The organism is Agromyces sp. NSFZ (assembly GCF_056156205.1).
Genome location: NZ_CM149585.1, coordinates 304,691 through 329,741 on the forward strand (window position 1 = coordinate 304,691; position 25,051 = coordinate 329,741).

32 protein-coding genes, 1 tRNA gene and 1 pseudogene are annotated in these 25,051 nt (G+C 69.5%); 18 read left to right on the top strand and 16 right to left on the bottom strand.

Features of this window, described 5'->3' with window-relative positions:
• The first annotated feature begins 39 nt into the window (after nucleotides 1-39).
• A complete protein-coding gene (locus ACVFI9_RS01465; RefSeq protein WP_474764277.1) occupies nucleotides 40-384 on the top strand; it encodes a DUF7882 family protein in 345 nt (114 codons plus the stop codon).
• Between the two features lie 5 nt (nucleotides 385-389).
• Here the strand turns inward: ACVFI9_RS01465 and ACVFI9_RS01470 are convergent, their stop codons facing one another.
• The 3 genes from ACVFI9_RS01470 to ACVFI9_RS01480 are packed head-to-tail and all read right to left on the bottom strand — an operon-like array spanning nucleotide 390 to nucleotide 2,581.
• Entirely contained in the window at nucleotides 390-1,370 is a 981-nt protein-coding gene (locus ACVFI9_RS01470; RefSeq protein WP_474764278.1) for a DNA topoisomerase IB, read from the bottom strand.
• Nucleotides 1,371-1,377: 7 nt separating this feature from the next.
• Entirely contained in the window at nucleotides 1,378-1,644 is a 267-nt protein-coding gene (locus ACVFI9_RS01475; RefSeq protein WP_474764279.1) for a DUF7218 family protein, read from the bottom strand.
• Between the two features lie 52 nt (nucleotides 1,645-1,696).
• Nucleotides 1,697-2,581, bottom strand: coding sequence for an SDR family oxidoreductase (locus tag ACVFI9_RS01480; protein WP_474764280.1), 885 nt, complete (start codon nucleotides 2,579-2,581; stop codon nucleotides 1,697-1,699).
• Nucleotides 2,582-2,842: 261 nt separating this feature from the next.
• Between ACVFI9_RS01480 and ACVFI9_RS01485 the strand changes: the two genes are divergently transcribed.
• A complete protein-coding gene (locus ACVFI9_RS01485) occupies nucleotides 2,843-3,007 on the top strand; it encodes a hypothetical protein (protein ID WP_474764281.1) in 165 nt (54 codons plus the stop codon).
• A 75-nt stretch (nucleotides 3,008-3,082) separates the two neighbouring features.
• Nucleotides 3,083-3,388: pseudogene (locus ACVFI9_RS01490) on the top strand (DUF7882 family protein); the annotation flags it as partial.
• 166 nt (nucleotides 3,389-3,554) lie between these two features.
• On the opposite strand, the gene ACVFI9_RS01495 reads toward ACVFI9_RS01490, so the two are convergent.
• Nucleotides 3,555-4,085 (bottom strand): SRPBCC family protein, encoded by a 531-nt coding sequence (locus ACVFI9_RS01495; protein WP_474764282.1) that lies wholly within the window; start codon nucleotides 4,083-4,085, stop codon nucleotides 3,555-3,557.
• A gap of 200 nt (nucleotides 4,086-4,285) precedes the next feature.
• Between ACVFI9_RS01495 and ACVFI9_RS01500 the strand changes: the two genes are divergently transcribed.
• On the top strand, nucleotides 4,286-4,510 hold the full coding sequence (locus tag ACVFI9_RS01500; RefSeq protein WP_474764283.1) for a hypothetical protein: 225 nt from the start codon (nucleotides 4,286-4,288) through the stop codon (nucleotides 4,508-4,510).
• 3 nt (nucleotides 4,511-4,513) lie between these two features.
• Here the strand turns inward: ACVFI9_RS01500 and ACVFI9_RS01505 are convergent, their stop codons facing one another.
• Nucleotides 4,514-4,834 carry a DUF7882 family protein gene (locus ACVFI9_RS01505; RefSeq protein ID WP_474764284.1) on the bottom strand — a complete coding sequence of 107 codons (321 nt, stop codon included), beginning with the start codon at nucleotides 4,832-4,834 and terminating at the stop codon, nucleotides 4,514-4,516.
• 92 nt (nucleotides 4,835-4,926) lie between these two features.
• Between ACVFI9_RS01505 and ACVFI9_RS01510 the strand changes: the two genes are divergently transcribed.
• The 4 genes from ACVFI9_RS01510 (at nucleotide 4,927) to ACVFI9_RS01525 (ending at nucleotide 8,565) form a co-directional block, all read left to right on the top strand.
• Complete coding sequence (locus tag ACVFI9_RS01510) at nucleotides 4,927-5,097, top strand: hypothetical protein (RefSeq protein WP_474764285.1); 171 nt, start codon at nucleotides 4,927-4,929, stop codon at nucleotides 5,095-5,097.
• Between the two features lie 128 nt (nucleotides 5,098-5,225).
• Nucleotides 5,226-6,620, top strand: coding sequence for an ABC transporter substrate-binding protein (locus ACVFI9_RS01515; RefSeq protein ID WP_474764286.1), 1,395 nt, complete (start codon nucleotides 5,226-5,228; stop codon nucleotides 6,618-6,620).
• Complete coding sequence (locus tag ACVFI9_RS01520; RefSeq protein ID WP_474764287.1) at nucleotides 6,620-7,603, top strand: carbohydrate ABC transporter permease; 984 nt, start codon at nucleotides 6,620-6,622, stop codon at nucleotides 7,601-7,603. Before ACVFI9_RS01515 ends, ACVFI9_RS01520 begins: the two co-directional genes overlap by 1 nt.
• A complete protein-coding gene (locus ACVFI9_RS01525) occupies nucleotides 7,600-8,565 on the top strand; it encodes a carbohydrate ABC transporter permease (protein WP_474764288.1) in 966 nt (321 codons plus the stop codon). Before ACVFI9_RS01520 ends, ACVFI9_RS01525 begins: the two co-directional genes overlap by 4 nt.
• Nucleotides 8,566-8,642: 77 nt before the next feature.
• Here ACVFI9_RS01525 and ACVFI9_RS01530 read toward each other — a convergent pair whose 3' ends face one another.
• Nucleotides 8,643-8,858 (bottom strand): hypothetical protein, encoded by a 216-nt coding sequence (locus ACVFI9_RS01530; RefSeq protein WP_474764289.1) that lies wholly within the window; start codon nucleotides 8,856-8,858, stop codon nucleotides 8,643-8,645.
• 138 nt (nucleotides 8,859-8,996) lie between these two features.
• Between ACVFI9_RS01530 and ACVFI9_RS01535 the strand changes: the two genes are divergently transcribed.
• The 4 genes from ACVFI9_RS01535 to ACVFI9_RS01550 all read left to right on the top strand — a co-directional run bounded on the left by ACVFI9_RS01535 (nucleotide 8,997) and on the right by ACVFI9_RS01550 (nucleotide 11,595).
• Complete coding sequence (locus tag ACVFI9_RS01535) at nucleotides 8,997-9,392, top strand: MmcQ/YjbR family DNA-binding protein (RefSeq protein ID WP_474764290.1); 396 nt, start codon at nucleotides 8,997-8,999, stop codon at nucleotides 9,390-9,392.
• A gap of 127 nt (nucleotides 9,393-9,519) precedes the next feature.
• A tRNA-Arg gene (locus ACVFI9_RS01540) sits at nucleotides 9,520-9,592 on the top strand.
• Nucleotides 9,593-9,942: 350 nt separating this feature from the next.
• Complete coding sequence (locus ACVFI9_RS01545; protein ID WP_474764291.1) at nucleotides 9,943-11,199, top strand: hypothetical protein; 1,257 nt, start codon at nucleotides 9,943-9,945, stop codon at nucleotides 11,197-11,199.
• A gap of 87 nt (nucleotides 11,200-11,286) precedes the next feature.
• Nucleotides 11,287-11,595, top strand: coding sequence for a GNAT family N-acetyltransferase (locus ACVFI9_RS01550; RefSeq protein ID WP_474764292.1), 309 nt, complete (start codon nucleotides 11,287-11,289; stop codon nucleotides 11,593-11,595).
• A gap of 289 nt (nucleotides 11,596-11,884) precedes the next feature.
• Here the strand turns inward: ACVFI9_RS01550 and ACVFI9_RS01555 are convergent, their stop codons facing one another.
• The 3 genes from ACVFI9_RS01555 to upp form a co-directional block, all read right to left on the bottom strand.
• Nucleotides 11,885-12,376 carry a MarR family winged helix-turn-helix transcriptional regulator gene (locus tag ACVFI9_RS01555; protein WP_474764293.1) on the bottom strand — a complete coding sequence of 164 codons (492 nt, stop codon included), beginning with the start codon at nucleotides 12,374-12,376 and terminating at the stop codon, nucleotides 11,885-11,887.
• Between the two features lie 423 nt (nucleotides 12,377-12,799).
• Nucleotides 12,800-13,588, bottom strand: coding sequence for a winged helix-turn-helix domain-containing protein (locus ACVFI9_RS01560; RefSeq protein WP_474764294.1), 789 nt, complete (start codon nucleotides 13,586-13,588; stop codon nucleotides 12,800-12,802).
• A gap of 506 nt (nucleotides 13,589-14,094) precedes the next feature.
• On the bottom strand, nucleotides 14,095-14,727 hold the full coding sequence (gene upp, locus ACVFI9_RS01565; RefSeq protein WP_474764295.1) for a uracil phosphoribosyltransferase: 633 nt from the start codon (nucleotides 14,725-14,727) through the stop codon (nucleotides 14,095-14,097).
• A 58-nt stretch (nucleotides 14,728-14,785) separates the two neighbouring features.
• Here upp and ACVFI9_RS01570 point away from each other — a divergent pair, with 58 nt between their 5' ends.
• Nucleotides 14,786-15,232 (top strand): nucleoside deaminase, encoded by a 447-nt coding sequence (locus tag ACVFI9_RS01570; protein ID WP_474766347.1) that lies wholly within the window; start codon nucleotides 14,786-14,788, stop codon nucleotides 15,230-15,232.
• Here the strand turns inward: ACVFI9_RS01570 and ACVFI9_RS01575 are convergent.
• Both ACVFI9_RS01575 and ACVFI9_RS01580 read right to left on the bottom strand, forming a co-directional pair.
• Complete coding sequence (locus tag ACVFI9_RS01575; RefSeq protein ID WP_474764296.1) at nucleotides 15,212-16,024, bottom strand: glutamine amidotransferase-related protein; 813 nt, start codon at nucleotides 16,022-16,024, stop codon at nucleotides 15,212-15,214. The genes ACVFI9_RS01570 and ACVFI9_RS01575 overlap by 21 nt on opposite strands.
• Complete coding sequence (locus ACVFI9_RS01580; RefSeq protein ID WP_474764297.1) at nucleotides 16,021-16,983, bottom strand: cation diffusion facilitator family transporter; 963 nt, start codon at nucleotides 16,981-16,983, stop codon at nucleotides 16,021-16,023. Before ACVFI9_RS01580 ends, ACVFI9_RS01575 begins: the two co-directional genes overlap by 4 nt.
• Before the next feature lie 79 nt (nucleotides 16,984-17,062).
• Here ACVFI9_RS01580 and proC point away from each other — a divergent pair, with 79 nt between their 5' ends.
• Nucleotides 17,063-17,914: a pyrroline-5-carboxylate reductase gene (proC, locus tag ACVFI9_RS01585; protein ID WP_474764298.1), complete on the top strand. Its 852-nt coding sequence runs from the start codon at nucleotides 17,063-17,065 to the stop codon at nucleotides 17,912-17,914.
• 103 nt (nucleotides 17,915-18,017) lie between these two features.
• Here proC and ACVFI9_RS01590 read toward each other — a convergent pair whose 3' ends face one another.
• Both ACVFI9_RS01590 and ACVFI9_RS01595 read right to left on the bottom strand, forming a co-directional pair.
• Nucleotides 18,018-19,640 carry an ABC transporter permease gene (locus ACVFI9_RS01590; protein ID WP_474764299.1) on the bottom strand — a complete coding sequence of 541 codons (1,623 nt, stop codon included), beginning with the start codon at nucleotides 19,638-19,640 and terminating at the stop codon, nucleotides 18,018-18,020.
• On the bottom strand, nucleotides 19,637-20,569 hold the full coding sequence (locus tag ACVFI9_RS01595; protein WP_474764300.1) for an ABC transporter ATP-binding protein: 933 nt from the start codon (nucleotides 20,567-20,569) through the stop codon (nucleotides 19,637-19,639). Before ACVFI9_RS01595 ends, ACVFI9_RS01590 begins: the two co-directional genes overlap by 4 nt.
• Nucleotides 20,570-20,687: 118 nt before the next feature.
• On the opposite strand from ACVFI9_RS01595, the gene ACVFI9_RS01600 reads away from it, so the two are divergent.
• Entirely contained in the window at nucleotides 20,688-21,083 is a 396-nt protein-coding gene (locus ACVFI9_RS01600) for a hypothetical protein (protein WP_474764301.1), read from the top strand.
• Nucleotides 21,084-21,129: 46 nt separating this feature from the next.
• Here the strand turns inward: ACVFI9_RS01600 and ACVFI9_RS01605 are convergent, their stop codons facing one another.
• Entirely contained in the window at nucleotides 21,130-21,798 is a 669-nt protein-coding gene (locus ACVFI9_RS01605) for a potassium channel family protein (protein WP_474764302.1), read from the bottom strand.
• Complete coding sequence (locus ACVFI9_RS01610) at nucleotides 21,791-23,239, bottom strand: TrkH family potassium uptake protein (protein WP_474764303.1); 1,449 nt, start codon at nucleotides 23,237-23,239, stop codon at nucleotides 21,791-21,793. The genes ACVFI9_RS01605 and ACVFI9_RS01610 overlap by 8 nt, the downstream gene beginning before the upstream one ends.
• 73 nt (nucleotides 23,240-23,312) lie before the next feature.
• On the opposite strand from ACVFI9_RS01610, the gene ACVFI9_RS01615 reads away from it, so the two are divergent.
• Nucleotides 23,313-23,750 (top strand): ArsR/SmtB family transcription factor, encoded by a 438-nt coding sequence (locus tag ACVFI9_RS01615; protein WP_474764304.1) that lies wholly within the window; start codon nucleotides 23,313-23,315, stop codon nucleotides 23,748-23,750.
• A gap of 72 nt (nucleotides 23,751-23,822) precedes the next feature.
• Here ACVFI9_RS01615 and ACVFI9_RS01620 read toward each other — a convergent pair whose 3' ends face one another.
• Nucleotides 23,823-24,332, bottom strand: a complete 510-nt coding sequence (locus ACVFI9_RS01620) for an N-acetyltransferase family protein (RefSeq protein ID WP_474764305.1) — start codon at nucleotides 24,330-24,332, stop codon at nucleotides 23,823-23,825.
• Nucleotides 24,333-24,450: 118 nt separating this feature from the next.
• Here ACVFI9_RS01620 and ACVFI9_RS01625 point away from each other — a divergent pair, with 118 nt between their 5' ends.
• Nucleotides 24,451-24,549 carry a 30S ribosomal protein bS22 gene (locus ACVFI9_RS01625; RefSeq protein WP_003792170.1) on the top strand — a complete coding sequence of 33 codons (99 nt, stop codon included), beginning with the start codon at nucleotides 24,451-24,453 and terminating at the stop codon, nucleotides 24,547-24,549.
• Between the two features lie 181 nt (nucleotides 24,550-24,730).
• A complete protein-coding gene (locus tag ACVFI9_RS01630) occupies nucleotides 24,731-25,000 on the top strand; it encodes a glutaredoxin family protein (protein ID WP_474764306.1) in 270 nt (89 codons plus the stop codon).
• Nucleotides 25,001-25,051: the final 51 nt, after the last annotated feature.

The window sequence follows — 25,051 nt, forward strand, 5'->3', positions numbered from 1 at the left end:
TACAGGGGGCGCACATGCGGCTCCGGGTTACCCTTGACCGTGGGCACTCTCTATTACGGCGAGTCCGGTACGCCGATCGGCATCGAAGACCGGGCACTCGCGCATCTCAAGGTCGCCATCACGACCAAGCTCCGACGCGGTGAGAGCTTCACCCTGTCGTGGCTGCACCCCGAAGACCAACCTCGCGGCCGGAGCACCCTCTGGCTGCACCCCTCGATCGCGCTGCGCTTCGTGTTCGACGACCCCGAGCCCCCCGAGCTCAGCCGCGACTGGGTCGAAGACCTGATGCGCTCGGCGAACAGCACGGGCGGCATCATGCTCGTCGAGGAGCACATCGACCCGAGCCACCTGTCGGAGAAGCGCGCGGAGCCCGTCGCCGGCTGACGACGTCACTCGCCCCCCTCGTCCTCGACGAGGAGGGCGAGGAGCGCACGTTCACGCTCGCCGCGCCGAGTGATCACCCGGCCGCGCTCGTATTCGGCGAGCACCCGAGGGTCGACGTAGCTCGCCTTCGCGATGGTCGGCGTATTGCCGAGCACGTCGCTGGCGTGCTCGATCGCGTCCCGGATGGCGCGTCCCCTGGCCCTGGCCGTCGCCTCGGGGCCGATGTCCGCGAGACGGTCCGCCGCGGCGATCGTGCCGCGCAGGGTCCGGAAGTCCTTGGCGGTGAAGTCGCCGCCGGTGCGTGCCCGGATGTCCTCGTTCACGTCGACGGGGAACGCCGGACGCATCCGGCGGCCCTCCGACCACGCGTAGAGCCGTGCCGACGGCGAGCGCTCGGTGGATCGCCCGACGAACGTCGCGAGCGCCGGGTCGGCCACGCGCACGTCCTGGGCGATGCCGCCCTTGGCGCGGAAGCGCAGGCGAACCGTCTTCGCATCCTCGAGCCGGGCATTCCGCACGAGGAGGGTCGTGAGCCCGCGGCTCCGGAATCCGGCGAGCGATTCCTCCGAGCCGATGCGGATCCCGCCCAGGTCGAGCGTGCGGAAGGCTGCGGCGAGCACGCGCTCGCGGGGCAGTTCCTCGAGCGCGAGATCGCGTCGTACGCCCCGGCGGGCGAGAGGGAGCGCCTCGGCGAGCGCGGTCATGCGCAGGAACTTCTCGGCGTCCTGCCGCTCGCGCCAGACCGGGTGGTACAGGTACTGGCGGCGACCGGCGGCATCGACGCCGACGGCGAGGATGTGCGCGTTCGGGGCCTCCGCGATCCAGACGTCCTCCCACGCGGGCGGGATGGCGAGCTCGGCGATTCGGGAACGCTCGGCGCGGCCCGCGCTGCCGCCGTCGGAGTGCACGTACGTGAAGCCGCGCCCGCGCCGCACCCGGGTGAACCCGGGCGAGACATAGGGTTCGACCCGTTTGAGGCGCGGCATCCGCGGCTCAGTGGTTTCGCAGTGCCGAGATCAGCTCGGACTTGCGCTTGCTGCTGTACCCGCTGAGGCCGAGCTCCTTGGCCCGCTTCTTGAGCTGGTCGACGGTCCAGTCCTCGTAGTCGCCGGACTTGCCGCCCTTGCGACCGACGGCGCTGCGGCCACGGCTGGCTGCCGCGTTCGAGACGCGGGCGGCCTTCTCCTTCGACGCGCCGTCCTTGCGCAGCTCCTCGTAGAGCTTCGGGTCCTTCAGCGACGAGTTCTTGCGTCCCGGCATGGGATGCTCCTTCCTCCTGCGTGCGCTTTCCGCTCGCCTGCGCGTCGCGGCGTCACAGCCCGCGTCCGCCGGTCACTGGGACGACGGCACCCGACACGTACGAGGCGTCGTCCGACGCGAGGTACACGTATGCGCCCGCGAGCTCGGCGGGCTGCCCGGCCCGACCGAGTGGGGTGTTGCGGCCGAAGTCGGGCAAGTGGTCGGGCCATCCGGTCGACGGGATGAGCGGGGTCCAGATGGGTCCGGGCGCGACGGCGTTCACGCGGATGCCGCGCGGCCCGAGCTCCTCGGCGAGCGCCTTCGTGAACGCGACGAGCGCGGCCTTGGTCATGGCGTAGTCCACCAGCTCGGTCGACGGGTCGAACCCCTGGATCGATGTGGTGGTGATGATGCTCGAGCCGGCGTCCATGAGCGGCACGGCCGCCCTGGCGAGGAACACCGGTGCGAAGAGGTTCACGCGCACGACGGCTTCGAAGTCCGCGGTGGGGATCTCGTCGATGCCGCCACGGTTCCGCTGGTGCGCGGCGTTCAGCACGAGCAGGTCGATGCCGCCGAACGCCTGTTCGGTGTGGTCGACGAGGTCCTTGCAGTGGTCCTCTTCGCGCAGGTCGCCGGGGAGCAGCAGCGGGTCGCTGCCGGCATCCGAGATCCAGTTCGCCGTCTCCTCGGCGTCGACCTGCTCGCTGGGAAGGTAGGCGATAGCCACCTTCGCTCCCTCCCTGGCGTACGCGATGGCCACCGCACGTCCGATGCCGGAGTCGCCGCCGGTGATGAGGGCACGCCGGCCGTGGAGGCGACCGTTGCCGCGATAGCTGTACTCGCCGTGGTCGGGTTGGGGCGCCATGCGCTCGGTGAGCCCCGGCGGCGCCTGCTCCTGACGAGGGAAGGGGTCGGTCGTGTGCTTGGTCGTGGGATCGGTCAGCTGTTCACTGGTCATCTGCAGCTCCAAGGTCGGCAGCCACGCTACGCGGGGGCGTGCGCGCCTGCAGGGGGTTGACAGGTCCGCCCGGCCGACCTCCATTCCACGGGCGCGAGTAGCACCACCCTCGAACGGGGGTCAACCCCTCGCCGTGGGAGCGCGAGTCCCAATACCGTCGCTGACACGGGACGTACCCTCGTCCCGAGGTTCGGCCCGCCTGGCGGGACGCGCCGCCGGCCGCCTCGTCACCACGAGTGCGGAGCACCCGAAGGAGAGATCATGAACATCCTCGTCGCCATCATCGCCATCGTCGCCATCGTGCTGTTGATCACGGGCGGGATCGTCCCCACGCTGAACTTCCTGCTGTGGGTGGGTCTCGCGCTCCTGGTCATCGCGGCCATCGTGTTCCTCGTGCGGTACATGAGCGGGAACCGGACCGTGTGATCCCCTGAGCAGTCGCGTCGGAGCGGGCGGCCCTCGGGCCGCCCGCTCCTGCGATCGGGGGCGTATGCTCGACGCGTGGGCACGCTATATTACGGGGACTCCGGGACGCCGATCGGCATCGAAGATCGTGCGCTCGCGCATCTGAAGATCGCCATCACGACCAAGCTGCGGCGAGGCGAGAGCTTCACCCTCTCGTGGCAGCACACGGAGGATCAACCCCGTGGCCGCAGCACGCTGTGGCTGCATCCGTCCATTCCGCTGCGGTTCGTATTCGACGAGCCGGAGGCGCCCGAGCTGAGCCGCAACTGGATCGAGGAGCTCATGCGATCGGCGAACAGCACCGGCGGCGTACAGCTCGTACCCGAGCACCTCGACACCGACCCCATCGCCACCATGGCCGACCAGCCCGTGCAGGTCGGCGTCGACGTGCAAGAGGTCAGCAGCGGCAAGCAGCAGGCCACCAGCGAGAAGAACGAGACGCAGACCGCGTAGGTCTGCGTCTCGCCCGTCTGCCGGCACCCGACGTCACGCCCGGGGCCGTCGCCTGCTAGAGGTTCAGGTCGGGGTCGGTCCCGATGGTGCCCGTCGTGCCTGACGTACGCGTCGTCGGGCTCGGGTTGCCGCCGTGGATCTCACCGCGCCAGGCGCCGGTCGGCAACTCGCGCTCCTCGACGAACTCCTTGAACCGCTTGAGGTCGCTCTTCACCTGCATGTCGTCGAGTTGGAGCGCGGCGCCCGCGCTCTCGACGAAGCCCTCGGGCTCCCACTCGATCTCCAGGTCCACCTTCGTCTCGTCGGGACCCTTGGGGGTGAACTCGACGCGACCACGGTGCATGACCTCGCCGCCCAGGCTGCGCCACGCGACGTGGTCGTCGGGCACCTGGTCGCCGATCTCGGCGTCGAACTCCCGCTTCACGCCGCCGATGGAGACGACCCAGTGGGTCAGCGAGTCATCGATCTGCTTCACGGAGTCGACGCCACCGAGGAACTCGGGGAACGACTCGAACTGGGTCCACTGGTCGTACGCGACGCGTACGGGGACGTCGACATCGATCGACGCGTTCAGGGTCGTGCTCATGGTGATCCTCCGTTCCGGGCACCAGGTCGGTGTCCGCGATCCACGGTAAGCAGGCGCTTCTCGAGAGAGCGAGGGGGTTGCCGCACCCGGAGGCGACTGCTAGACGGGAAGTGGGCAGTCGGAGGCGACGCGATGGGCGGCAGTCGGAGGCGCCGCGTTGAGGCCCGGGGTGACGCGGGATGAGGTCGGAGGGAGACGCGATGAGCGGCGGAAACGGCACCGAGGGAGCCGGGCGGGTGGCGATCGAGCGATGGTGGCCGCGGCTGTCGATCGAGTCGAAGCACCGGCTGCTCGCCGAACTCGGCGCCGACATCGACCGGCAGACCGCTGCCGAGATCGAGTCGATCACGGGCGCCGCTGCGCCCGATCGGTTGTCGCCGGCCGAGCAGCAGTTCGTGCGTACGCAGATCGAGCCGGTCGACTGACGCTCACTCGTCGATCGGGTCGTCCTCGGCGGGCTCGGGCACGAACTGCAGTCCGGCGGTGCTGTTCGCCGAGAGCAGCAACTGCTCGATCCACACGCGGTTGAGCTTGGGGGGCCGATTGCCGCTGAAGACGAACTGCAGCGGGATGGACTCGTGCAACCAGATCGTCGTGCGTCCGCTGCCGTTCTCCACGCCGTGTTCCCACGTCATGGCGAAGCTCTCGGAGCGACGGAGCTTGTTGAGGACGGCCACGCGGAGGTGGGCGAGGGTGCGGTCGTCGATCTCGAGTTCGCGCGACGAGGAGTTGTAGATGAACTTGCCCATGGCGAGACTCTAGCCGTCGCTCGCCGATCGTCGGTACGTCCTGGCACGTGAAGTCCCGGCCGTCGCACTCCGGCGACGCGCAGGAACGTGGTATGAAAGCCCTCACCTGGCTGTCCGCGAAGGACGTTCGTGTCGTCGACGTCCCCGACGCGACCGTGGTCGAGCCGACCGACGCGGTGATCCGCGTGACGGCAACGGCGATCTGCGGTTCCGACCTCCATCTCCACGACCTCGATGATCACGTCGCTCGTCGGGGGTCCTGATGATCTTGAAGCGCTGATCAGGGTGCCATTTTTCGAGAAGCGCTTCTGTCAAGCCCCTTCTCCGGGGGGTTGCCCCAACCTACGTTGAGCGAAGCGGCCACGAGCCGCGACCGAGACGGAGGATGACGATGACTCGATCACGAACGGGCGCGGCACTCATCACGGGCGCCGCCGCGATCTCGCTGGTGCTGAGCGGATGCGCCGTGGGCACTGGCGGCGGCTCCGGAGCTGACGACGCCGACTACGACCCCGATGCCGACCTCAGCGGTCAGCTGTCGATCATGGGGTTCGGTGGCGACGACGAGGTCGGAACGGCGCGCGTGGAATACACCAAAACGCAGCTCGGTGAGGTCGAGGTGGAGCTCATCGAGGGAGACCTCGACATCCAGCAGTTCCTGTCCGCGGTCGCGTCCGGGAAGCCGCCGGAACTGATCTACGCCGATCGAGACCAGCTCGGCTCGCTCGCCGCGCGCGGTGCGATCATCCCGCTCGAGCGGTGCATCGACGGCGAGGGCATCGAGATGGACCAGTTCGTCGAGTCCGCCGTCGACCAGGTCACCCTCGATGGCAAGATCTACGGCATCCCCGAGTTCAACACCGTGCAGCTCACCATGGCGAACGCCGACCTGCTGAACGCGGCAGGGCTCACCATCGAGGACGTCAACGGATCCGACCGTGAGGCCGTCACCGCCGCCAACCAGGCCCTCACGAAGTCGGGCGGCGGGGCGCTGTCGGTCATCGGCTACGACTCCAAGCTGCCGGAGTTCCTCCCGTTGTGGGTCGCGGCAGCCGGAGGGGAGCTCATCTCCGACGACGGACGCACCGCGAAGCTCGACTCGCCCGAGGTGGTGGACTCGCTCACCTGGGCGGTCGGCATCTACGACGACCAGGGCGGGTTCAGCGCGGTCAAGGCGTTCCGCGACTCGGCCGACTTCTTCGGCGAGGGCAACCAGTTCGCCACGAGCACGCTCGGTGCCATGCCGATGGAGCAGTGGTACCTCAACGTGCTGAACGACGTGTCACCGGATGCCGCGATGGCGTTCGACACGGTGCGCGACACGTCGGGCGAGCCGATCGCGTACGCCTCCGGTTCGGCCTGGGCGATCCCGTCGGGCACCGAGAACGCCGCGGCGGCATGCCGCTGGGCCAAGTCGATGACGTCGATGGATGCGTGGCGTGCCGCGGCCGATGCCCGGCTCGAGGCGCGTGAGGCGGAGGGCAAGGCCTTCACCGGCATCCTCACCGGAAATGCCGAGGCCGACGCCGAGATCCGGGACATGGTGACCTCGGGCGGCGAGCCGTGGGACTCCGGCATCGAGGCGATGTACGAGGCGAACGACCACACCTTCTCGTTGCCCGCGAATCCGGCCGACGCCGAGTTCGAGCAGGCGCTGCAGGATGCCGTGAACAGCGTGCTGAACGGTGAGGCGACGCCGGAGGAGGCGCTCGCCGAGGCCCAGGAGACCGCGCAGAAGGCGCTCGACGAGGGCTGGACCACGCTCGAGGAGCGCGGGGCGGAGTGATGTCCGCCGCGACCAGTGCTCCAGTGGGTGGTGTGGTGGATGATCGCCATCACACCACTCCCGAGGAACGCCGACGGAACCGGAAGCGGGCCAGCCGACGCAATGTGGGCTCGGCCCTGCTCTTCCTGAGCCCCTGGCTCGTCGGCTTCCTCGTCTTCACGGCGTGGCCGATGATCTACAGCGCGTATCTCTCGCTCACCGATTACGACGTGATCAACGACCCCAACTTCGTGGGATTCGAGAACTACGCCGAGATGGCGTCCGATCCGAAGGTCCTGCTCGCGCTCGGCAACACGGCGTTCTTCACCCTGCTGCAGGTGCCGCTGTACGTCGTGGTATCGCTCGCGCTCGCACTGCTGCTCGACCGTGCCGGCCGTTCATCCGGATTCTTCCGAACTGTCTTCTTCCTCCCGAAGATGACGCCCCCCGTGGCGGTCGGGGTACTGTTCCTGCTGCTCTTCAACGGGCAGAACGGCCTCGTGAACACGGTGCTCGGCTGGTTGGGCATCGACGGACCGGCGTGGACGACCGACCCGGCATGGGTGAAGCCGGGCCTGATCTTCATGTCGCTGTGGACGGTCGGGGCATCCGTCATCATCCTGCTCGCCGCGCTGCGGAACGTGCCGGAGACGCTCTACGAGTCGGCGAAGCTCGACGGTGCCGGCTTCTGGCGCACCTCGTTCAGCGTCACGCTGCCGATGATCAGCCCGGCACTGTTCTTCATCATCATCGTGAACACCATTGCGGGCCTGCAGACCTTCGATGAGGCGTATACGGCGTTCTTCGGCTCGGGCAATACGACGTACAGCAACGACGCCGCGCTGTTCTACGTGATCTACCTGTTCCAGCAGGCGTTCGAGTTCCTCAACATGGGCTACGCCTCGGCGATGGCGTGGGGGCTCTTCCTCGTCATCATGATCGTGACCGCCATCCAGCTCGTCGTCTCACGGCGCCTGGTCTACTACGAGGGGGAGGAACGATGAGCGGCGTGGAGGTCGACCTTCCCGTCGGCGGCGCCGCGGCTCCCGCACCCCGTCGCGATGCGGTCGTTCCCGTGGTGGCCACCACGGAGACCCAGGCCGACGTCGAGCAGCTGCGTCGCAACGGGCGTCGCGGTCGTCGTTCGCCCGGGCGTATCTTCGCGTGGATCGCGCTCGCGCTCCTGGGTGTGGTCTTCATCTACCCCTTCGTCTGGCTGGTGAGCGCCTCGTTCAAGCCGCGCGGCGAGGTCTTCGACAACAAGCTCATCCCCGAGACCTTCACGCTCGACAACTACGTGCAGGTGTGGCTGGAGGCGCCGCTGGCACTGTGGCTGCTGAACACCGTGATCGTCACGGTGCTCGCTGCGGTGACGGTGACGATCTCGAGCGCGATGGTGGCGTGGGGCTTCGCGTACTTCCGGTTCCGCGGGCGTGGTGCGCTGTTCGTCCTCGTCCTCGCGACCATGATGCTGCCGGGCGCCGTCACCATGATCCCGGTCTTCCTGATCTGGAACTCGTTGGGCCAGGTCGGCACGCTGACGCCGCTCTGGGCGGGCAATCTCTTCGGCAGCGCGTTCTACATCTTCCTCATCCGCCAGTTCTTCCTCGGGTTGCCACGCGACCTGTTCGACGCCGCGCGCGTCGACGGCGCCAGCCAGTGGGGCGTGTTCTGGCGGATCGCCCTGCCGCTTTCGCGACCCATCCTCGTGGTGACGCTCATCTTCGAGGTGCAGGCGGTGTGGACCGACCTCATGCGCGCGCTCATCTACCTGCGCGACACCGACACCTTCACGGTGCCGAGAGGACTGAAATCGCTCGTCGACGCCTTCGGGTTCGGCGGCGAGTGGCACTGGGAGATCATCGTGACCGCGAGCGTCATCACGACGCTGCCGATGATCATCGTGTTCTTCTTCGCTCAGCGGCAGATCATCACGGGCGTCGCGTCATCGGGGCTCAAGGGCTGACAGCCGACGCTCAAGGGCTGACAGCCGATGCCGACGGCTGACCGCCGACGGCGACGAGGGGGCTGCGGGTCGTTCGATCAGATGACGTGGCCGTCGGGATCGAGTGGGTCGTTCGTCGCGCGGCTGGGGGCGTGCGGGTCGAGCGGATCGACCGACCGCTGCCGGGCATCGGGGTCCGAGAGCGGGCTGCCCTCGTACTCCACGGGCGGCAGGATGTCGCGGGCCTGCTGTTTCGGGTCCGGCGGCGGGGCTTCGGTCGTCGGTTCGGCTGCCGGGCCGATCGACTGGTCCATGGTGGTGCTCCTTCCAGTGCCGGGATGCTCAAGCGCATCCGACATCTCGACGCTACGCCGACCATGCCGAGGTGGACAGGCCTTGACGCGTGAGTCGCGATCGTCCCCAGGCCACGGAGTCCGCGTAGGCTGGCCGCTGTGGGGCATCCGCAGGTGGTCGACCCGGCGCATCCGCTCATCGAACGCGTGCGGCGGATCTGCTTCGAGCTACCCGAAGTGGTGGAGGTGGAGGCGTGGGGACGCCCGACCTTCCGGGCGGCGAAGCCCATCTTCGTGCACGTCGCCGCGACGGCCGAGAACCCCTTCTCGATCGTCGTGAAGACCGACCCCGAAGAGCACCTCGCGCTGCTCCAGGACGGCCGTTTCTACGGAGTGCCGTACTACGATCGCGCTCGCTGGGTGGGCGCCGACCTGGATGCGCCCGACACCGACTGGGCGCTCCTCGCGGAGCTCGTCGAGACGTCGTATCGGCAGGTCGCGAACCGGCGCCAGCTGGTGGCGCTCGACGCGCTGCGGCCCGAGCACGCGGGCTGAACCGGTTCGGCAGGCTCGGTCGGGCTCGGGGTCGGGCTCGAGGTCGGCTCGATTGGCGCGGGGGACGCGTCTGGGATAGAGTGTCGGGGTTGCCGGTTGTGCGTCGAAGCGCCAGGCGACAAGCCATGCGCCCGTAGCTCAACGGATAGAGCATCTGACTACGGATCAGAAGGTTGGGGGTTCGAATCCCTCCGGGCGCACACTGGTTGAGACAGTGAGAGAGCGGCTCGCGAATGCGGGCCGCTCTCGTCATTCCCGCCCCATCGATCGCGGCCGCCGCGCTGCGAGCCACGACGCGAGCGCCCGCGTGTTCGCTGGGAATCCGCCGAGTATCGGCGAGCCTGCTCGAATCCGACGATGGTGAATGGCAGTGGCCCCGGATAGGCTCGGCACACGTCTGATTCCCGTGATCGAGAGTTCGGATATGAGGGGTGCACGGGCCGGGGGCGACTCGGCATCGTCAAGAGGAACGGGCCGTCGGCGTGAGCGCACGGTCCGATCCGGGATGGCCGGTGGTGGGGGACACGATCGGCCGGTCGACGTACCCTCGATGCGAGGCGGTCGCCTCATCCGTCGCACCTACGCCATGCTCATCGCCGCCGCGATGACGATCGTGATCTTCCACGAGTTCACCACGCAGTTCGGGCTGGGCCACCGCGCGCCGCAGGTCGGCGGTCTCGACCTGCACGGCGAGGACGTCGTCTGGGCGCTCCCGGCCATCGCGCTCGGCGCCGCCGTCGGAGCAGGATTGGTCGTGGCATCCGGTTCGCGTGTCGGCCACTCGCTGCTCGAGCGGCTGCACCTGCCCGGGCTGGGTCGCGATTCCCGTGCCCGGTCGATGGGGCTCGTGTGGGGCGCGATCGGGGTGCTCGCCGTGCACTTCACCGGCGCCGCGTTCGAGGCGGTGCCCGGCGGTCACGCCACGGTCGCCACGGTGATCGGCGGCGGCCTGGGCTACGGCACCTACCGGCTGCACCACCACGCCATGCAGCACGAGGCGTACAGCACGTTCAACCTCGTGGCGATGCTGCTCGCCGCCGGAAGCCTCGCGAGCATGAGCATCACCCCCACCGGCGAGTGGTGGACCCGTAACTTCAGCACGCTCGGCACCTCCGACGACATCGCCGCGGCGTGCTTCAACATCGCCGTGGTCGTCTCGGGTGCCGGCATGGCGGGGATGTCCGGGAGTCTCACGCGAGCCCTCCTGCAGCCCAGGTTCGGCGTGCGCCGCGGCGGGCTCCTCACGATGCGACTGCTGATCGTCGTGATCGGGGTGAGCCTCATGGGGGTGGGCCTCGTACCGATCGACGGCGCCACCGACCTGCACAATGCGGCGGCCCTGTCGGCGGCCGCCGCGTTCGCGGTCCTGTGCGTAGGCGCGCAGTTGTGGGCGAGCTCGCTCCCTCGTGCACTCGTGATCGCGTCGTACGCGTCGATCGCGCTCGAGGTGATCGCGATGGTGCTCTACGACGTCGCCGGCCTCTTCAACCTCACGGTGTTCGAGGTCGTCGCCTTCGCGCTCGTGTTCGCGTGGCTCATCGCGCTGGTCGCGATCACCCACGCGGATCCGAGAGTTCCGGATGCCGCCGGCGGCCGTCATCTCGTCCCGGTCCGCCATCGGCCGCACCCGGGGGTCGGGCGCGAGGCAGCGGCACGCCGGGTGCGGCCCGCCGCGCGCAGCGGCGGCCCGCCGCGACGACCCACCCCGATGTCCTCCGGGTCCGGGCACCGCGCGGGAACCCGCCGCGACGCGTACGTGTTGCGTCAGGGCGTCGACGGGTCGGATGAGCCCTCCGAACCGGGATGATCCCGGGTGCGGCTATCGTCGTAGTCGGAGCGCCGGATCATGCGGCGACGCCGGCCGGAGGCATCCGACAACGCAGGAGGAGCGCTCGTGACCGTCATCACCATCGATCGCAACGAGGCAGCGCAGCGGTATGAGCTGAAGCTCGACGGCGAGCTCGGGGGGTTCGCGGAGTACCGCACCAACCCGGGCCGCATCACCTTCACCCACACGGTGGTCTTCCCCGAACACGAGGGCAAGGGACTCGGCAGCAGAATCGCGAAGCGCGTGCTCGACGACGCGCTGGCGAGCGGCGACACCATCGTGCCGCGGTGCCCCTTCATCGCGGCGTACCTGCGTCGCCACCCGGGTGTGTACGACGACTCGGTCGCCTGGCCGGAGCGGCCCGCCACGGCGTGACCCTGCGGCGTCGGCGGCGCGTCCCATCCGTTCGACACGGCGCGGCATCCCGTCGCTGACCCTCATTCGGGGCGGTGTGCGTCCGGGCGCCGCGCGATTACGATTCGAGCAACCCGAGTCGGCCCGACCCGACGGGTTCGCCTTGCACCGGCGAGCCGTGGCATCGACTCCTGTCGCTCCTCGGGGACTGCCCGCCGAGCTCAGTTCGGGTCGCTCGGCGGGAGTCGGCCTCTTCAGGGGGCCGCGGTGGGGTGGGAGGTAGGGTTCCCACCCCACCGTCATGCCCGTGTCACGCGCTCTCGGCGGCCCCGTTCAGCGGCGCGGCGGAACCGTCGGCGAGATCGGCCCCGACGGAGCGCCGGAGCTGATCGCAGAGCTCGATGAGTTCGCGCAGCTGCGGCTCCTCGAGCGCGCTGCCCACGTGGCGCGTGATCGCCTCGGTGTGGGTGAAGGCGACGCGTCGGAAGAGTGCGTACCCCTCCTCGGTGAGGGCGACGAGGGTGCCGCGGCCGTCGGTCGGATCGGGCGTCTTCGCCACGAGTCCGCGCGCGGCGAGACGGTCGACGAGGCGGCTCACGCTCGGCTGGGTGATGAGGACCGAGCGGTTGAGGTCCTTGAGCCTCAGGCGACGCCGTGGCGCCCGTGAGATGTTGAAGAGCACGTCGTACTCGTTCAGCGAAATGACGTCGCTGGGAAACTCGGCTGCCAGGGCGCGGAGGATGGTGACCTGCGCGCGGAACAGCGACTCCCATGCGGCGACCGTGAGTGCGCGATCGGCCACTCGTGCTCCCCTCGATTCGTTCGCCGGATCAGCGGACGTGTTCCAAGGATAGGGAACCTTCCGCGGGAACGGTTGAGGGCCGGTCGTAGAGGCTGACGACCGGCCCTCTCCCTTGCACCAAGAGTGTCCTGCAATCACATTCCGCACCAACCGCCACAGCAAACAGCCGGTGCGTAACCGAATATATAACGGATCGGTAACGGCGTCTAGTTATCATTCTGTGATTTTTCTGCCGGCGCCTCCCGGGGCACCGGAATCGCCCGCCGTGCCGTTGCCGACGTACCGTCGAATGCCCGGTCATGACCATGGCCGGATCGCGAAAAACACATGAGAATCCCGATCACACGCCCGTCTAGGAAGGTGTGGTCGGGATCCTCATGTGTTTTTCGGTCGGGCTGGAGCTCCGAGCGCGGAGGGCCCGCCTCAGTAGACGTCGGGCGACGGCGTGGAAGCCTGGCGGATCGACACGTCGGCGTGCCGGTCGAACCGGTAGCCGACACCACGGACCGTGCGGACGATGTCCTGGTAGTGGGCGAGCTTCGAGCGCAGGCGGCGGACGTGCACGTCGATGGTGCGCTCGCTCGGGGCCTCGTCGTCGGCGTCCCAGAGATTCTCGATGAGTTCGTGCCGGTCGATGGTGCGACCCTCGCGCAGCACGAGGTACTGCAGCAGCTCGAACTCCTTGTAGGTGAGTCCCGCGGCCTCGCCGTCGAGCAGCACGCGCTTGCGCGAGATGTCGATGATCACGCCGTTGGGGTGGCGGTCGCTGTCGTCGCGGACGCCCTGATCCTGACGCTGCTTGGCGAGCGCGGCCGGGTCCTGCAGGGCGAGGCGCACGACGTCGACGTCACGTCCGCCCGCACCCTCTGGTGCGAGGGCGACCGCGGCGTAGGTCTCGGCGGACGGCGCGATCTCGACGGTGAGGGCGCGCAGCGCCTCGACGATGCGGTGGAGCGTGGTGCCGTCGGCTGCCGCCTTGGCCTCGTCGATGCCGACGTACAGCACGAACCCGCGGGCCTCGGTGCCGTCGGGGACCGCTCGGACACGGGGCGCGGCCGGCCGAGCGGCCTGCTGGGCTTCGGCGGGCGCGGCCTCGAGCGTGCGGGACGTGATCGAGACGGGCCGGGCAGGCGTCGTCGGCAGCGACGGGGCGGTGCGCACGGTGCTGCGGACGGTGGGATTGGTGCGGGCGGGAGCGAATGCGAGCGACATGACGGGAATCCTTGTGCGAAGAAGATGCGGCGATTGACCCCGATCTGCAGGGGTCGATGCGAATGGCCGTTCGGCCGGGGAGCCCGCGAGAGAGGAGCGGGTTCGATGGAGTCCGGGCCGATCAGGGTGCGGATCGGCGACGGGAACTCGGCGGTCGGGTCGCGGTCAGCGGCACATTCGACAACACATGGACGCGCGCGCCGGCATCATCATGCCGGTCGTCCTGAGGGCCTCGGAGGCGATCAGGGGGCGTGCGCTGTCAGTCATGGGCGTCAGTCAAACCGATACGCGAGCGTGTGTCAATTCATGACGGCAGCATGACGGGGTATGACGGCGCAGACCGTTCGCCGCCGCCGGAGGCAGCCGGGAGGATCGAGGCTGCGGATGTCGCGACCGCAAGATCCTTCGATGAAACGCGAGTCTCAGAAATATTCCGCATTCGGATGCCGCGCTGGCGCGTCGCGGTCCGAAGATCCTTCGGGTGATCCCCGAGAAACGCAGGTATATCAGACGGTGCCGTACAGCCGGTCGCCGGCATCGCCGAGTCCGGGCACGATGTACCCGTGCTCGTTGAGCCGCTCATCGACCGCTCCGAGCACGATGGACACCTCGCGGCCGTGCAGCGCCTGCTCGACGGCCCGCAGACCCTCGGGTGCGGCGAGGATGCAGATGGCCGTGACATCCGTCGCCCCGCGGGCGAGCAGGAACTCGATGGCGGCCGTGAGCGATCCGCCCGTCGCGAGCATGGGGTCGAGCACGAAGCACTGGCGGTCGCTGAGGTCGTCGGGCAGGCGCTCGGCGTATGTAGTGGGCTCGAGCGTCTCCTCGTTGCGCGCCATGCCCAGGAAGCCGACCTCGGCGCTCGGCAGGAGCTTCACCATGCCCTCGAGCATGCCGAGCCCGGCGCGGAGGATCGGCACGATGAGCGGCTTCGGGTCGGCGATGCGCACGCCTGTCGTCGGCGCGACCGGCGTCACGATGTCGACGGGCTCGACCCGCACGCCCCTGGTGCCCTCGTAGGCGAGGAGCGTCATGAGCTCCTCGACGAGCGAGCGGAAGACCGACGACGGGGTGTTCACGTCGCGGAGCACCGTCAGCTTGTGGGTGATGAGCGGATGATCGGCAACGTGGACTCGCATAGGCTCGAGTCTAGGGTCGGAGGGAGTGCCAGTGGAGTTGCCGATCCACCGCGAATGGATGCGGCTCGCACTCGCCGAGGCCGAGCAGGCGCCCGCGACCCGTGATGTCCCCGTCGGTGCGATCGTCATCGACCGCACCGGCCTCGTGATCGCGGCGCGACGCAACGAGCGCGAGCTCACCGGCGACCCGACCGCGCACGCCGAGGTGCTGGCACTGCGCGATGCGGCCGAGGCATCCGGCGACTGGCGCCTCACCGGCTGCACGCTCGTGGTCACGCTCGAGCCGTGCGTCATGTGCGCCGGCGCGATCGTCTCGGCACGTGTGCCGACGGTCGTGTTCGGTGCATGGGATGAGAAGGCCGGCGCGGCGGGCTCCATCTACGACGTGCTGCGCGACCGGCGGCTCAACCACCAGGTCGAGGTGTTCCCGGGCGTCGAGGCCGAGGCATCCGCTCGCCTGCTGAGGGACTTCTTCGAAGACCCGCTACGCCGCCCCCGGGCCTGACTCGGCTGTGCTCGCGTCGCGCGCCTCGAGTCCCGTGAGGTAGTCGCCGAGCAGGGCTGCGGATGCCGCCTGCGCGCGCGGCCCGTACGACGCCCGCTCATCGCGCAGCCGCTCGCGGCTGAGGCCGTAGTCGGGAAGCTCGTCGCCCCACTCGCGCAGCCAGTCCTCGTGGATCTCGTCGGTGACCTCCGGGTGGAACTGCACGGCGAGCAGCCACTCGCCCCGGGCGAACGCCTGGTTCTCGTACTGCGGCGACGTGGCGAGCCGGTCGACGCCGTCGGGCAGGTCGAACGTGTCGCCGTGCCACTGCACCGTCGGCACGCCGGCGAAGTGGCGCACCGGCGACGCGGCACCGGCCGGCGTCGGCTCCACGGTGAGCCAGCCGACCTCCTTGCGCGGCCCCCTGCGCACCTCTGCACCCAGCGTCTTCGCGAGCAGTTGCGCACCGAGGCACACGCCGAAGATCGGCGCCTCCGCCTCGATGCGTGCCGAGAGCAGCGCGATCTCGTCGGCGAGGTACGGGAACCGGTCGGTCTCGTACGCCGCCTCGTCTCCGCCGAGGACGACCACGAGGTCGGGTGCCAGCGGGTCGAGGGCCGAGACATCGGCGTGGGGCGCGTCGACGGTGACGATCTCGTAGCCGTGCGCTTCGAGGGTCGGGCCGAGGTTGCCGAGGCCGATCGCGGAGTCGTGCCGGAGCACGAGCGCGGTGCGGTGAGTCCTCGGCCGGCTCGCCGAGCTCGTCGAAGCGAAGTTCCCTTCGACGAGCTCAGGGAACGATGCATCCGTCATTCGAGGCCCTTGATGACGATCGCGTCGGTCGGCGGCGCCGCCGCCGTCGGGTCGACGTACACGTCGGGCTCCACGTAGATGACCCGGGCGGCGGGCACCGCCTCGCGGATGCGCTGCTCGATGACGTTGGTCGCTGTCGAGACCTCCTGCAGCCGCTGGTCGCCGTGGAAGCCCACCTTGGCGGCGACGAGCAGTTCGTCGGGTCCGAGGTAGAGCGTCTTCATGTGGATGATGCGATCCGCCTCGGGGCCCGCGAGGATCGCACGCTCGATCTTGTCGTGGTCGGCCTCGGTCGCGCCCTCGCCGACCAGGAGGCTCTTCGTCTCGATGCCGAGGATGATCGCCACGAGGATGAGCAGCGTGCCGATCATGAGGGTGCCGATCGCGTCGAACAGCGGGTTGCCGGTGAGCACGGTGAGGCCGACGGCGATGAACGCGAAGACGAGGCCGAGGAGGGCCGCGATGTCCTCGAGCAGCACGACGGGAAGCTCGGGCGCCTTCGCGTGCCGCACGAACTGCACCCAGCTCTGCTTGCCGCGCACGTGGTTCGACTCGACCACGGCCGTGCGCAGCGAGAACGACTCGAGCACGATCGCGATCGAGAGCACGAGCATCGGCAGCCACCAGTTCTCGAGCTCGTGCGGGTGCTGCAGCTTGTCGACGCCCTCATAGATCGAGAAGATGCCGCCGACCGAGAACAGGATGATCGCGACGACGAACGCGTACACGTAGCGTTCGCGGCCGTAGCCGAACGGATGCTCCTTGTCGGCCTTCTTCTTCGCCTGGCGTCCGCCGAGGATGAGGAGGAGCTGGTTGCCGGCATCCGCCACCGAGTGCACGGCCTCGGCGAGCATCGAGGCCGAACCCGAGAAGAACCACGCGATGAACTTCGTCAGGGCGATGCCCGTGTTCGCGAGGAATGCCGCGATGATGGCCTTTGTCCCGCCGGATGCGCTCATACGGCAATCCTAGGATGGCCGCGACGGCGACGACACGCTCGCCCCGGGGGGCTTGCGCGGCCGCTCCTAGGATGGTCGCATGCCAGTCGCGACGCCCGTGAAGCTGCCCGCCATCGCGTTCCTCGGGGCGGGGTCGATGGCCCGCGCGATCCTCTCCGGACTGCTCCAGCCGGGGGTCGAGATCGAGGGCGGTATCCGCGCCACCAACCGCTCGGCCGCACGTGCTGCAGAGCTCGCCGACCTGCCGGGCGTCACCTCCTTCGCGACCGAGACGGATGCCGCGGCGAACCGTTCGGCCGTCAGCGGCGCGGGCCTCGTCGTGGTCGCGGTGAAGCCCGCCATGGTGCCCGACCTGCTGCGCGAGATCGCGGATGCGCTCGAGCCCGGCACCGTCGTCGTGTCGGTGGCGGCCGGCGTGACGGTGGCCACCTTCGAGTCGCTGCTGCCCGAGCACGTCGCCGTGATCCGCTCGATGCCGAACACGCCCGCGGTCGTCGGGCGTGCCGTCACGGGGGTCTCGGCCGGCACTCGGTCGAGCGACGACGAACTCGCGCTCGCCGTGGCGATGTTCGGCACGGTCGGCGACGTGCTCGTGGTGCCCGAGTCGCAGCTCGATGCGCTGTCGACGATCTCGGGCTCCGGCCCGGCGTACGTCTTCTTCCTCATCGAGCAGCTCACGGCGACGGCGATCGACAAGGGCTTCACTCCCGAGCAGGCGGCGTTGATGGTGCAGGGCACGTTCCGCGGCGCGAGCGAGCTGCTCGCGGCATCCGACGACGACCCCGCAGAGCTCCGCCGACGCGTGACGAGCCCGAAGGGCACCACCGAGCGCGCCGTGGCGGTGCTCGAGGAGGCGAACCTCAAGCAGGTCTTCGACCGGGCGACGGATGCCGCGCTCGCACGCGCCAGGGAGCTCGCCGCCGGGGCCTGAGCGCTCCGACGCTCGCGAACCGTACGCGCCTGTACGTGGCGTCCGCTCGCGTCCTGAATTCTGCAACAGGGTGTCGGCGTGCGTTCCTGAATTCTGGGCGAGGTCAGCCCGCCGTGACGAGCTCGCGGCGGCGCATCAGCACGATCGAGACGGCGACCGCGGCCGCGGCGATCACGAGCATCCAGATTCCGCCGGTCCAGTCGACGTCGTCGCCGATGGGCAGGGGGGAGTGTGCGAACGGCGAGAGGTCGTGCACCCAGTCGGGCAACCCGAGCAACTCGCCGAACACGCCGAAGAACGCGGCGAGCGTGAGCACCGCCCACGCGAGCCCGATCATGGCGTGCGGCACCAGCACGAACAGCAGCATGCCGATACCGAGGAACACGAGCACCGCGGGAAGTTGCGCGATCGCCGCCTGCGCCGCGTCGCCCCAGACGCCGGCCGGGTCGTCGGCCGCCTGCGCTCCGGCGAAGGCGCCGAGCATCGCGACCCCGATCACGACGACCACGCCGATGAAGGCCACCGCGCCGTACTCGGCGAGCCACCGCTGCCGTGGCACGGGGGTCGCGAGCACCGTCTCCGCGGTGCCGTGCGCCTCCTCCTGCCTGGCCCGCATGACGAGCTGCAACGCGCAGGCGGAGGACAGGATGCCGATCACGCTGAAGAAGGTCGTGGTGAGGGCCTGCTCGAGCGTGGCATCCGCTCCCGTCATCTGCTGGAGGCGGATCGCGACCTCCGGCACGTCGGATCCGAGCTCGTCGACGAGCGGGGTCAGCGAGGTGGCGAGCGCGCCCATCACGGCGGCGCCCGCGGCCCACGAGATCACCGCGCCCGTGCTCAGCTTCCACGCGAGCCCGAGGGAACCCGAGAGGATCGGGCCGGCGTGGTCGCGCCCGCGGAAGCCGGGCAGCACGCTCGCGCCGCTGTCGCGCAGGGACTGGAACACGTAGACCAGCGCGACAAGGACCACCGCGGACCCGAGCGGCAGGAGGAGGGGCACGAGGTCGTCCTCGGCGAACGCGTTGGTGCGCTGCCCCCACCCGATCGGCGAGAGCCAGCTGATCCACAACGGCGTCCGCTGCAGCCCGTCCGCCGACGGTTCGCCCGCGGCGTCGCCGATGCCGCGCACGAAGTACGCCGCGATGACCGCCGCCACTCCCGCGGCGTTCGCCGCGCGCGACGTGCGGAACAGCTGCGCGAAGACGAGCCCGATCGACAGGAACACCACCCCGCACGCGGCGACCGCCGCGCCGGCCAGGAACGAGCCGGCGGCATCCAGCCCGGTCAAGAGGAACGCGAGCGCCACGGCCAGCCCGACGACCACGTCCGCGAGCACGCCGTGGACGACGGTGGCCGTCGTCGGCAGCAGGCGCGACGCGGGCGTCGAGGCGACCAGCTCGGCCCGTCCCGTCTCCTCGTCGCCGCGCGTGTGACGAACGGCGAGGAAGGTGCTCATGAGGCCGGCCAGCACAGCGAGGAACGCGAACATGAGGAAGAACACGAACGGCCCCTCCTCCGCGCCGTTCGGGGTTCCGCGGAACATCAGGATCGCCGGCGCTGCCATCGTGAGCCGCAGGATGCCCTCACGTTCGGCGAGATCGCCGAAGGTGCTCGTCACGGCGGTCGTGGCCATGAGCGCGAGCGCGGCCGTGCCGACCGACCACAGCACGAGCTGCACCCGATCGCGCCGCAGCCGATGCCGCAGGAGCACGCCGAGACGCGTCACGGCTGCTCCGTCACGCCCGTCAGTGCGAGGTCGTCGCCGTAGTGACGCAGGAAGAGCTCCTCGAGTGAGGGCGGGCTCACCGTGAGACCCTGCACGCCCAGCCGTCCGAGCTCCGGGAGGACCCCGGCCATCCGGTCGCTGTCGACCGTGAACCGCACGCGTCCGTTGTCCACGACGAGGTCGTGCACGCCGTCGATCGTCGTGATCGCGGCTTCCTGCCCCGGCAGGTGCACGAACGCGACCGTCGAGCGCGTGAGGTGTCGCAGATCCGCGAGGGTGCCCGACTCCACGAGCCGCCCGGCGCGGATGATGCTCACTCGCTCGCAGAGCTCCTCGACCTCGGAGAGGATGTGGCTCGAGAGCAGCACCGTCGCCCCGTCCTTCGCCACCCGATCGATCTCGCGGTTGAAGACGACCTCCATGAGCGGGTCGAGGCCGCTCGTCGGCTCGTCGAGCAGGTACAGCTCGGCCGGAGTCGCGAACGCGGCGATCAGGGCGACCTTCTGCCGGTTGCCCTTCGAGTACGCCCGGCCCCTGACCCGCGGGTCGAACTGGAAGGCCTCGATGAGCCGCGCCTTCCGCGCCGCGTAGGCGCGACGGTCGGCCGTGCCGCCCCGCAGTCGCGCGATGAGGTCGATGGCCTCGCCTCCGCTGAGGTTCGGCCACAGCGTCACGTCACCCGGCACGTACGCGATCCGGCGGTGCAGGTCGGCGGCGTCCGTCCACGGATCCCGGCCGAACAGCCGCACCGTGCCGCCGCTCGCGCGCGCGAGCCCCAGCAGGATGCGCAGCGTCGTCGACTTGCCCGCCCCGTTCGGCCCGAGGAAGCCGTGGATCTCACCGGCGCCGACCTCGAGGTCCAGTCCGTCGAGCGCGACCGTGCGTCCGAACCGCTTCTCGAGGCGCCGGCAACTGATCACCGTGTCCATATGCGCGATGCTACGCCCGGCCCCGGCATCCGCGCCGGGACCAACGGCACGTCGGCTCAGCCGCACGTCGGCTCGACACAGGTCGGCCCCGAGGCATCCGGTTCGCTACCGTGATCGTATGGATGCAGCGGAGGTGGTCGCGGCCGTCGCCGAGGTGATCGGCTGGATCGCGCTCGGGGGGTCGCTCGCCTGCCTGCTCATCGCCCTCGTCATCCGGCTCGCCGACGGTCGGTGGCTGCCCACCGACGCCGTCGTGGTCGACCAGGAGCACGGCAGCACCGTGCGATGGTTCGCCGAGGGGGCGTTCCATCAGCGGCGACTCAGCGAGGACGAGCGCGCGCACGTCGTCGACGCCGAGGAGGAGCGCGCGTTCTACAAGGAGCGCGAGCCCGATCGGCTGCGCCTCCACGAGCCACCCGGCGGGCGGCGCGCCGTGCGGCTCGTCGGGCTCGTGCTGCTCGCCATCGCGGGCACGGCGGGCCTCGTGAACCTCGCCGGCATGCTCGCTGCCTGACGGGCGGCGCCCGCCCCGCTACTCGAGTGCCGCGAACTCCTCGGAGCTACTCGAGCGCCGCGAACTTCTCGATGTCGCCCTCGGTGCCGGTGACGATGATGAGATCGCGGTTCGTGACGACCGTCTTCTCGGTCGCGTACGTGAACGGCTTGCCGGGGCTCTTCACGCCGACCACCGTCACGTTGTGCCGGCTTCGCACGCCCGACTCGCTGAGGGTCCGGCCGCGGATCGGCTTCGGCGGGTACATCTTCACGAGGGCGAAGTCGTCGTCGAACTCGATGAAGTCGAGCATCCGTCCGCTGACGAGATGCGCCGTGCGCTCGCCCGCCTCGCGCTCGGGGTAGATGACGTGGTTCGCGCCGATGCGCTCGAGGATCTTGCCGTGCGACGCCGAGATGGCCTTGGCCCAGATCTGCGGGATCCTGAGGTCGACGAGATTGGCGGTGATGAGCACGGATGCCTCGATCGACGAGCCGACGGCGCACACGGCGATCGAGAAGTCCTGGGCACCGATCTGCTGCAGCGCCTCGATCGACCGCGCGTCGGCGACCACGGCATGGGTGACCCGTTCGGCCCACTTCTGCACGAGCGCCTCGTCGTCGTCGACCGCGAGGACCTCACGGCCGAGGCGGTCGAGCTGCCCTGCCGTCGCCGCCCCGAAGCGGCCGAGGCCGATGACGAGCACCGGCGCGTCGTGCTTGATCCGATCAACCAACGATGGGCCTCTCTTCCGGACGCTTGAACAACTGCCGGCGCTGGCTGGCCGCCAGTGCTGCGGCGAGAGTCACTGTACCAACACGCCCCATGAACATGGTGGCGGCCATCACGTACTTGCCCTCGGGCGGCAGATCGGCCGTGAGGCCGGTCGAGAGGCCGCACGTCGCGAAGCCCGAAATGACGTCGAACAGCACGAAATCGAGCGGCTGCTTGCTGATCTGGGCGATCACCACCGTGGACACGGCCACAATCGTCGCGCCCCAGAGCACGACGCTCACCGACAGCCGGAGCATGTCGCGCGGGATGCGCCGACCGAACGCCTCCATGGAGGGCGCGCCCTTGGCCTCGGCGTACGCGGCGAGGAAGAGCACCGCGAGGGTGGTCACCTTGATGCCGCCCGCCGTCGACGCGGAGCCGCCGCCGACGAACATCAGCATGTCGGTGACGAGCAGGCTCGACCCGTACAGGTCCGACATGTCGATGGTGGCGAAGCCGCCCGAGCGGGTCATGGTGGACATGAAGAACGCCTCGTAGAGGGTCTTGCCGAAGCCGAACCGGCCGTACGTGTCGGGGTTGTCGTACTCCAGCACCAGGAAGGTGAGCGCACCGGCGAGCCACAGCACCGCGGTGGTCGTGAGCGTGAGCTTCACGTGGAGACTCCAACGGTGCGGCGTTCGCCAGGTGCGCAGCAAGGCGAAGATGACCGGGAATCCGAGGCTGCCGAGGAACACGTCGAGCATCAGCAGCGACTGGAACCAGTAATCGTCGAAGAACTCGATCGGCCCGAGCGGGTTGGGCGCGAAGCCGGTGTTCGTGAAGGCGCTCACCGAGTAGTAGGCCGAGTACCAGACGCTCGTGCCGACGTCGTAGCCCTGCGCGAGCACGCTCGGGATCATGCCGAGCATGATCACCGCCTCGATCGACAGCGTGCTGACCGCGACCGTCGTGAGCAGCCCGCCGACCTCGCCGAGGCGCACCGCCTGGCGTTCGGCGACGGGCCCCGCGTGCACGCGAGACGGGTTCGTGTCGCTCGCCGCGATGAGCTTCGCCCGCAGCCCGAGCCTCCGGGAGACGACGAGGCCGAGGATCGACGCGAGCGTGAGCACGCCCATGCCGCCGATGTTCATGCCGATGAAGATGACCGCGTTGCCGAACGGCGACCAGTGCGTCGCCATGTCGACCGTGGTGAGGCCCGTGACGCAGATCGTCGAGACGGCGGTGAAGAACGCGTCGTGCAGGGGCGTGCCACCGGTGGCGGTGCCGGCCCGCGCGATTGGCAGGCTGAGCAGCGCCGTCGTGATCATGATGAGGCCGGCGAACACCAGGATCGCGAACCGGGCGGGGGAGCTCCGCACCAGGCCGTCGATGGCGTCGCGAACGCGTCCGAGCCAGGACCGCGGGTCGCCCCGCCCACCGCGGCCCAATGGCTGTGCGCGCATCGAGCCCCCTCACGTGCCGTCACCGATCGCGTGAGTCATGGTACTCCCCGCCATGAGTGACTAGCCTTGTCGCATGGCGGACATCTTCGACGTGGTGGCGGATACGACCCGGCGCGACATCCTCGCCGTGCTCCTCGACCGGGAGACCGCGGCTCCGCAGTCGGGCGGCGAGATCAGCGTCTCCGAGATCGTCTCGACCCTCGGGCTCAGCCAGCCCACGGTCTCCAAGCACCTGAAGGTGCTCCGCGAGGCGGGACTCGTCGGCGTGCGCGAAGAGGGTCAGCACCGCTACTACCACCTCGATCGTGGGCCGCTCGAGGTGCTCGAGGACTGGCTCATCCCGTTCGTGTCGTCGGATGCCGCAGCCGATGCCGCGACGCTCGCGGGTGCCGAGGCCGAGGCCGTTTCGCTCAACGAGGACCAGCGCGCATTCGCGTCGGCGATCGGCAAGGCCTTCGCCGAGACCGCCCATCAGGTCACCACGGTCGTCGCCTCGAAGAAGCGCAGGTAGCGCCGCTAGCGCCGGCGGAGGGTCGCTGAGCTTGTCGAAGCTGCCGTGTCCCTTCGACAGGCTCAGGGACCGTCAGCGCAGCGGCTTGATCATCTCCAGCTCGAGACCGCCGGGCTCCAGCTCGTACTCGCGGCTGCGACCGGTGAGCGTGAAGCCGAGCTTCTCGTAGAAGCGGATCGCGCGAGGGTTCTCCTCGTGCACCTCGAGGCGGAGCGTGTCGCCGTAGCCGAGCGCCCAGCGTTCCACGGCGTCGAGGAGCAGCCGGGAGACGCCCGCCCGCTCGCCCCGGTGGCTCGGCGCGACATAGACGCCGACGAGCACCGGACCGCTCGTGGCATCCGGAATGTACCCGCCCATGTGGCCGATCCAGCGCCCGCCGTCGATCGCGACGATCGAGGTCTGCCGTGGTGCGGTGCCGCGCGCGGCGCGGACGCGCCAGCCCGCCTCGTCGACCGTGAGCGCATGGTCGAGGGTCTCGCCGTAGGCGAGCGGGTAGTCGCGGAGCATCTCCAGGCGGAGCTCGCGCCACTCGCGCCAGTCCTCCTCGTTCGTGGTGCGGATGACGAGGTCGGTGACGTGCATCCATCGACGCTAACGCATGCGAAGAGGGCGCTTGCGCGGATCCGATAGACTACCCCGAGGCTTTCCCGCCCACGGCTGCGGCACGCGCGGCCGATTCGACTTTTTCTGTGAGGTTCTGATGGGTTCCGTCATCAAGAAGCGCCGCAAGCGCATGGCGAAGAAGAAGCACCGCAAGCTGCTGCGCAAGACGCGTCACCAGCGTCGCAACAAGAAGTAGTCGTCCCGCACGACCGGCTGAGCGTCAGGCCCTGGCCTGGCGCTTTTCGCTGTGCCCGGCCGGCCCCCACCTGCCCCACGGTTCCGTTCCCGCGCAGGGTGCCCCGTGGAGCGGGCACGCTGCGCGGGACCGGAAACACCGGACGGGTGCGCGCCACGGACCGGCGCTTAGGCTGGAACGCGTGACCCGAGACATCCGCCTGACCCTCATCGGCAAGCCCGGCTGCCACCTCTGCGACGACGCGCGCGAGGTCGTGCAGGCCGTGATGGCCGAGGTCGAGGCGTCGGATGCCGCGCCGCACCTGCTGCTCGACGAGCGCTCGATCCTCGACGACGAGGAGCTCGCCGCCCGCTACGCGGAGGAGATCCCCGTGCTCCTCATCGACGGGGAGGTGCACAACTACTGGCGCATCGACCCGGTGCGCCTGAAGACGGCGCTGCTCGCCGGGTGACGCCGTAGTCGGGGCATCCGGAACCGTCAAGCAGTTGCCGACCCCACGCCC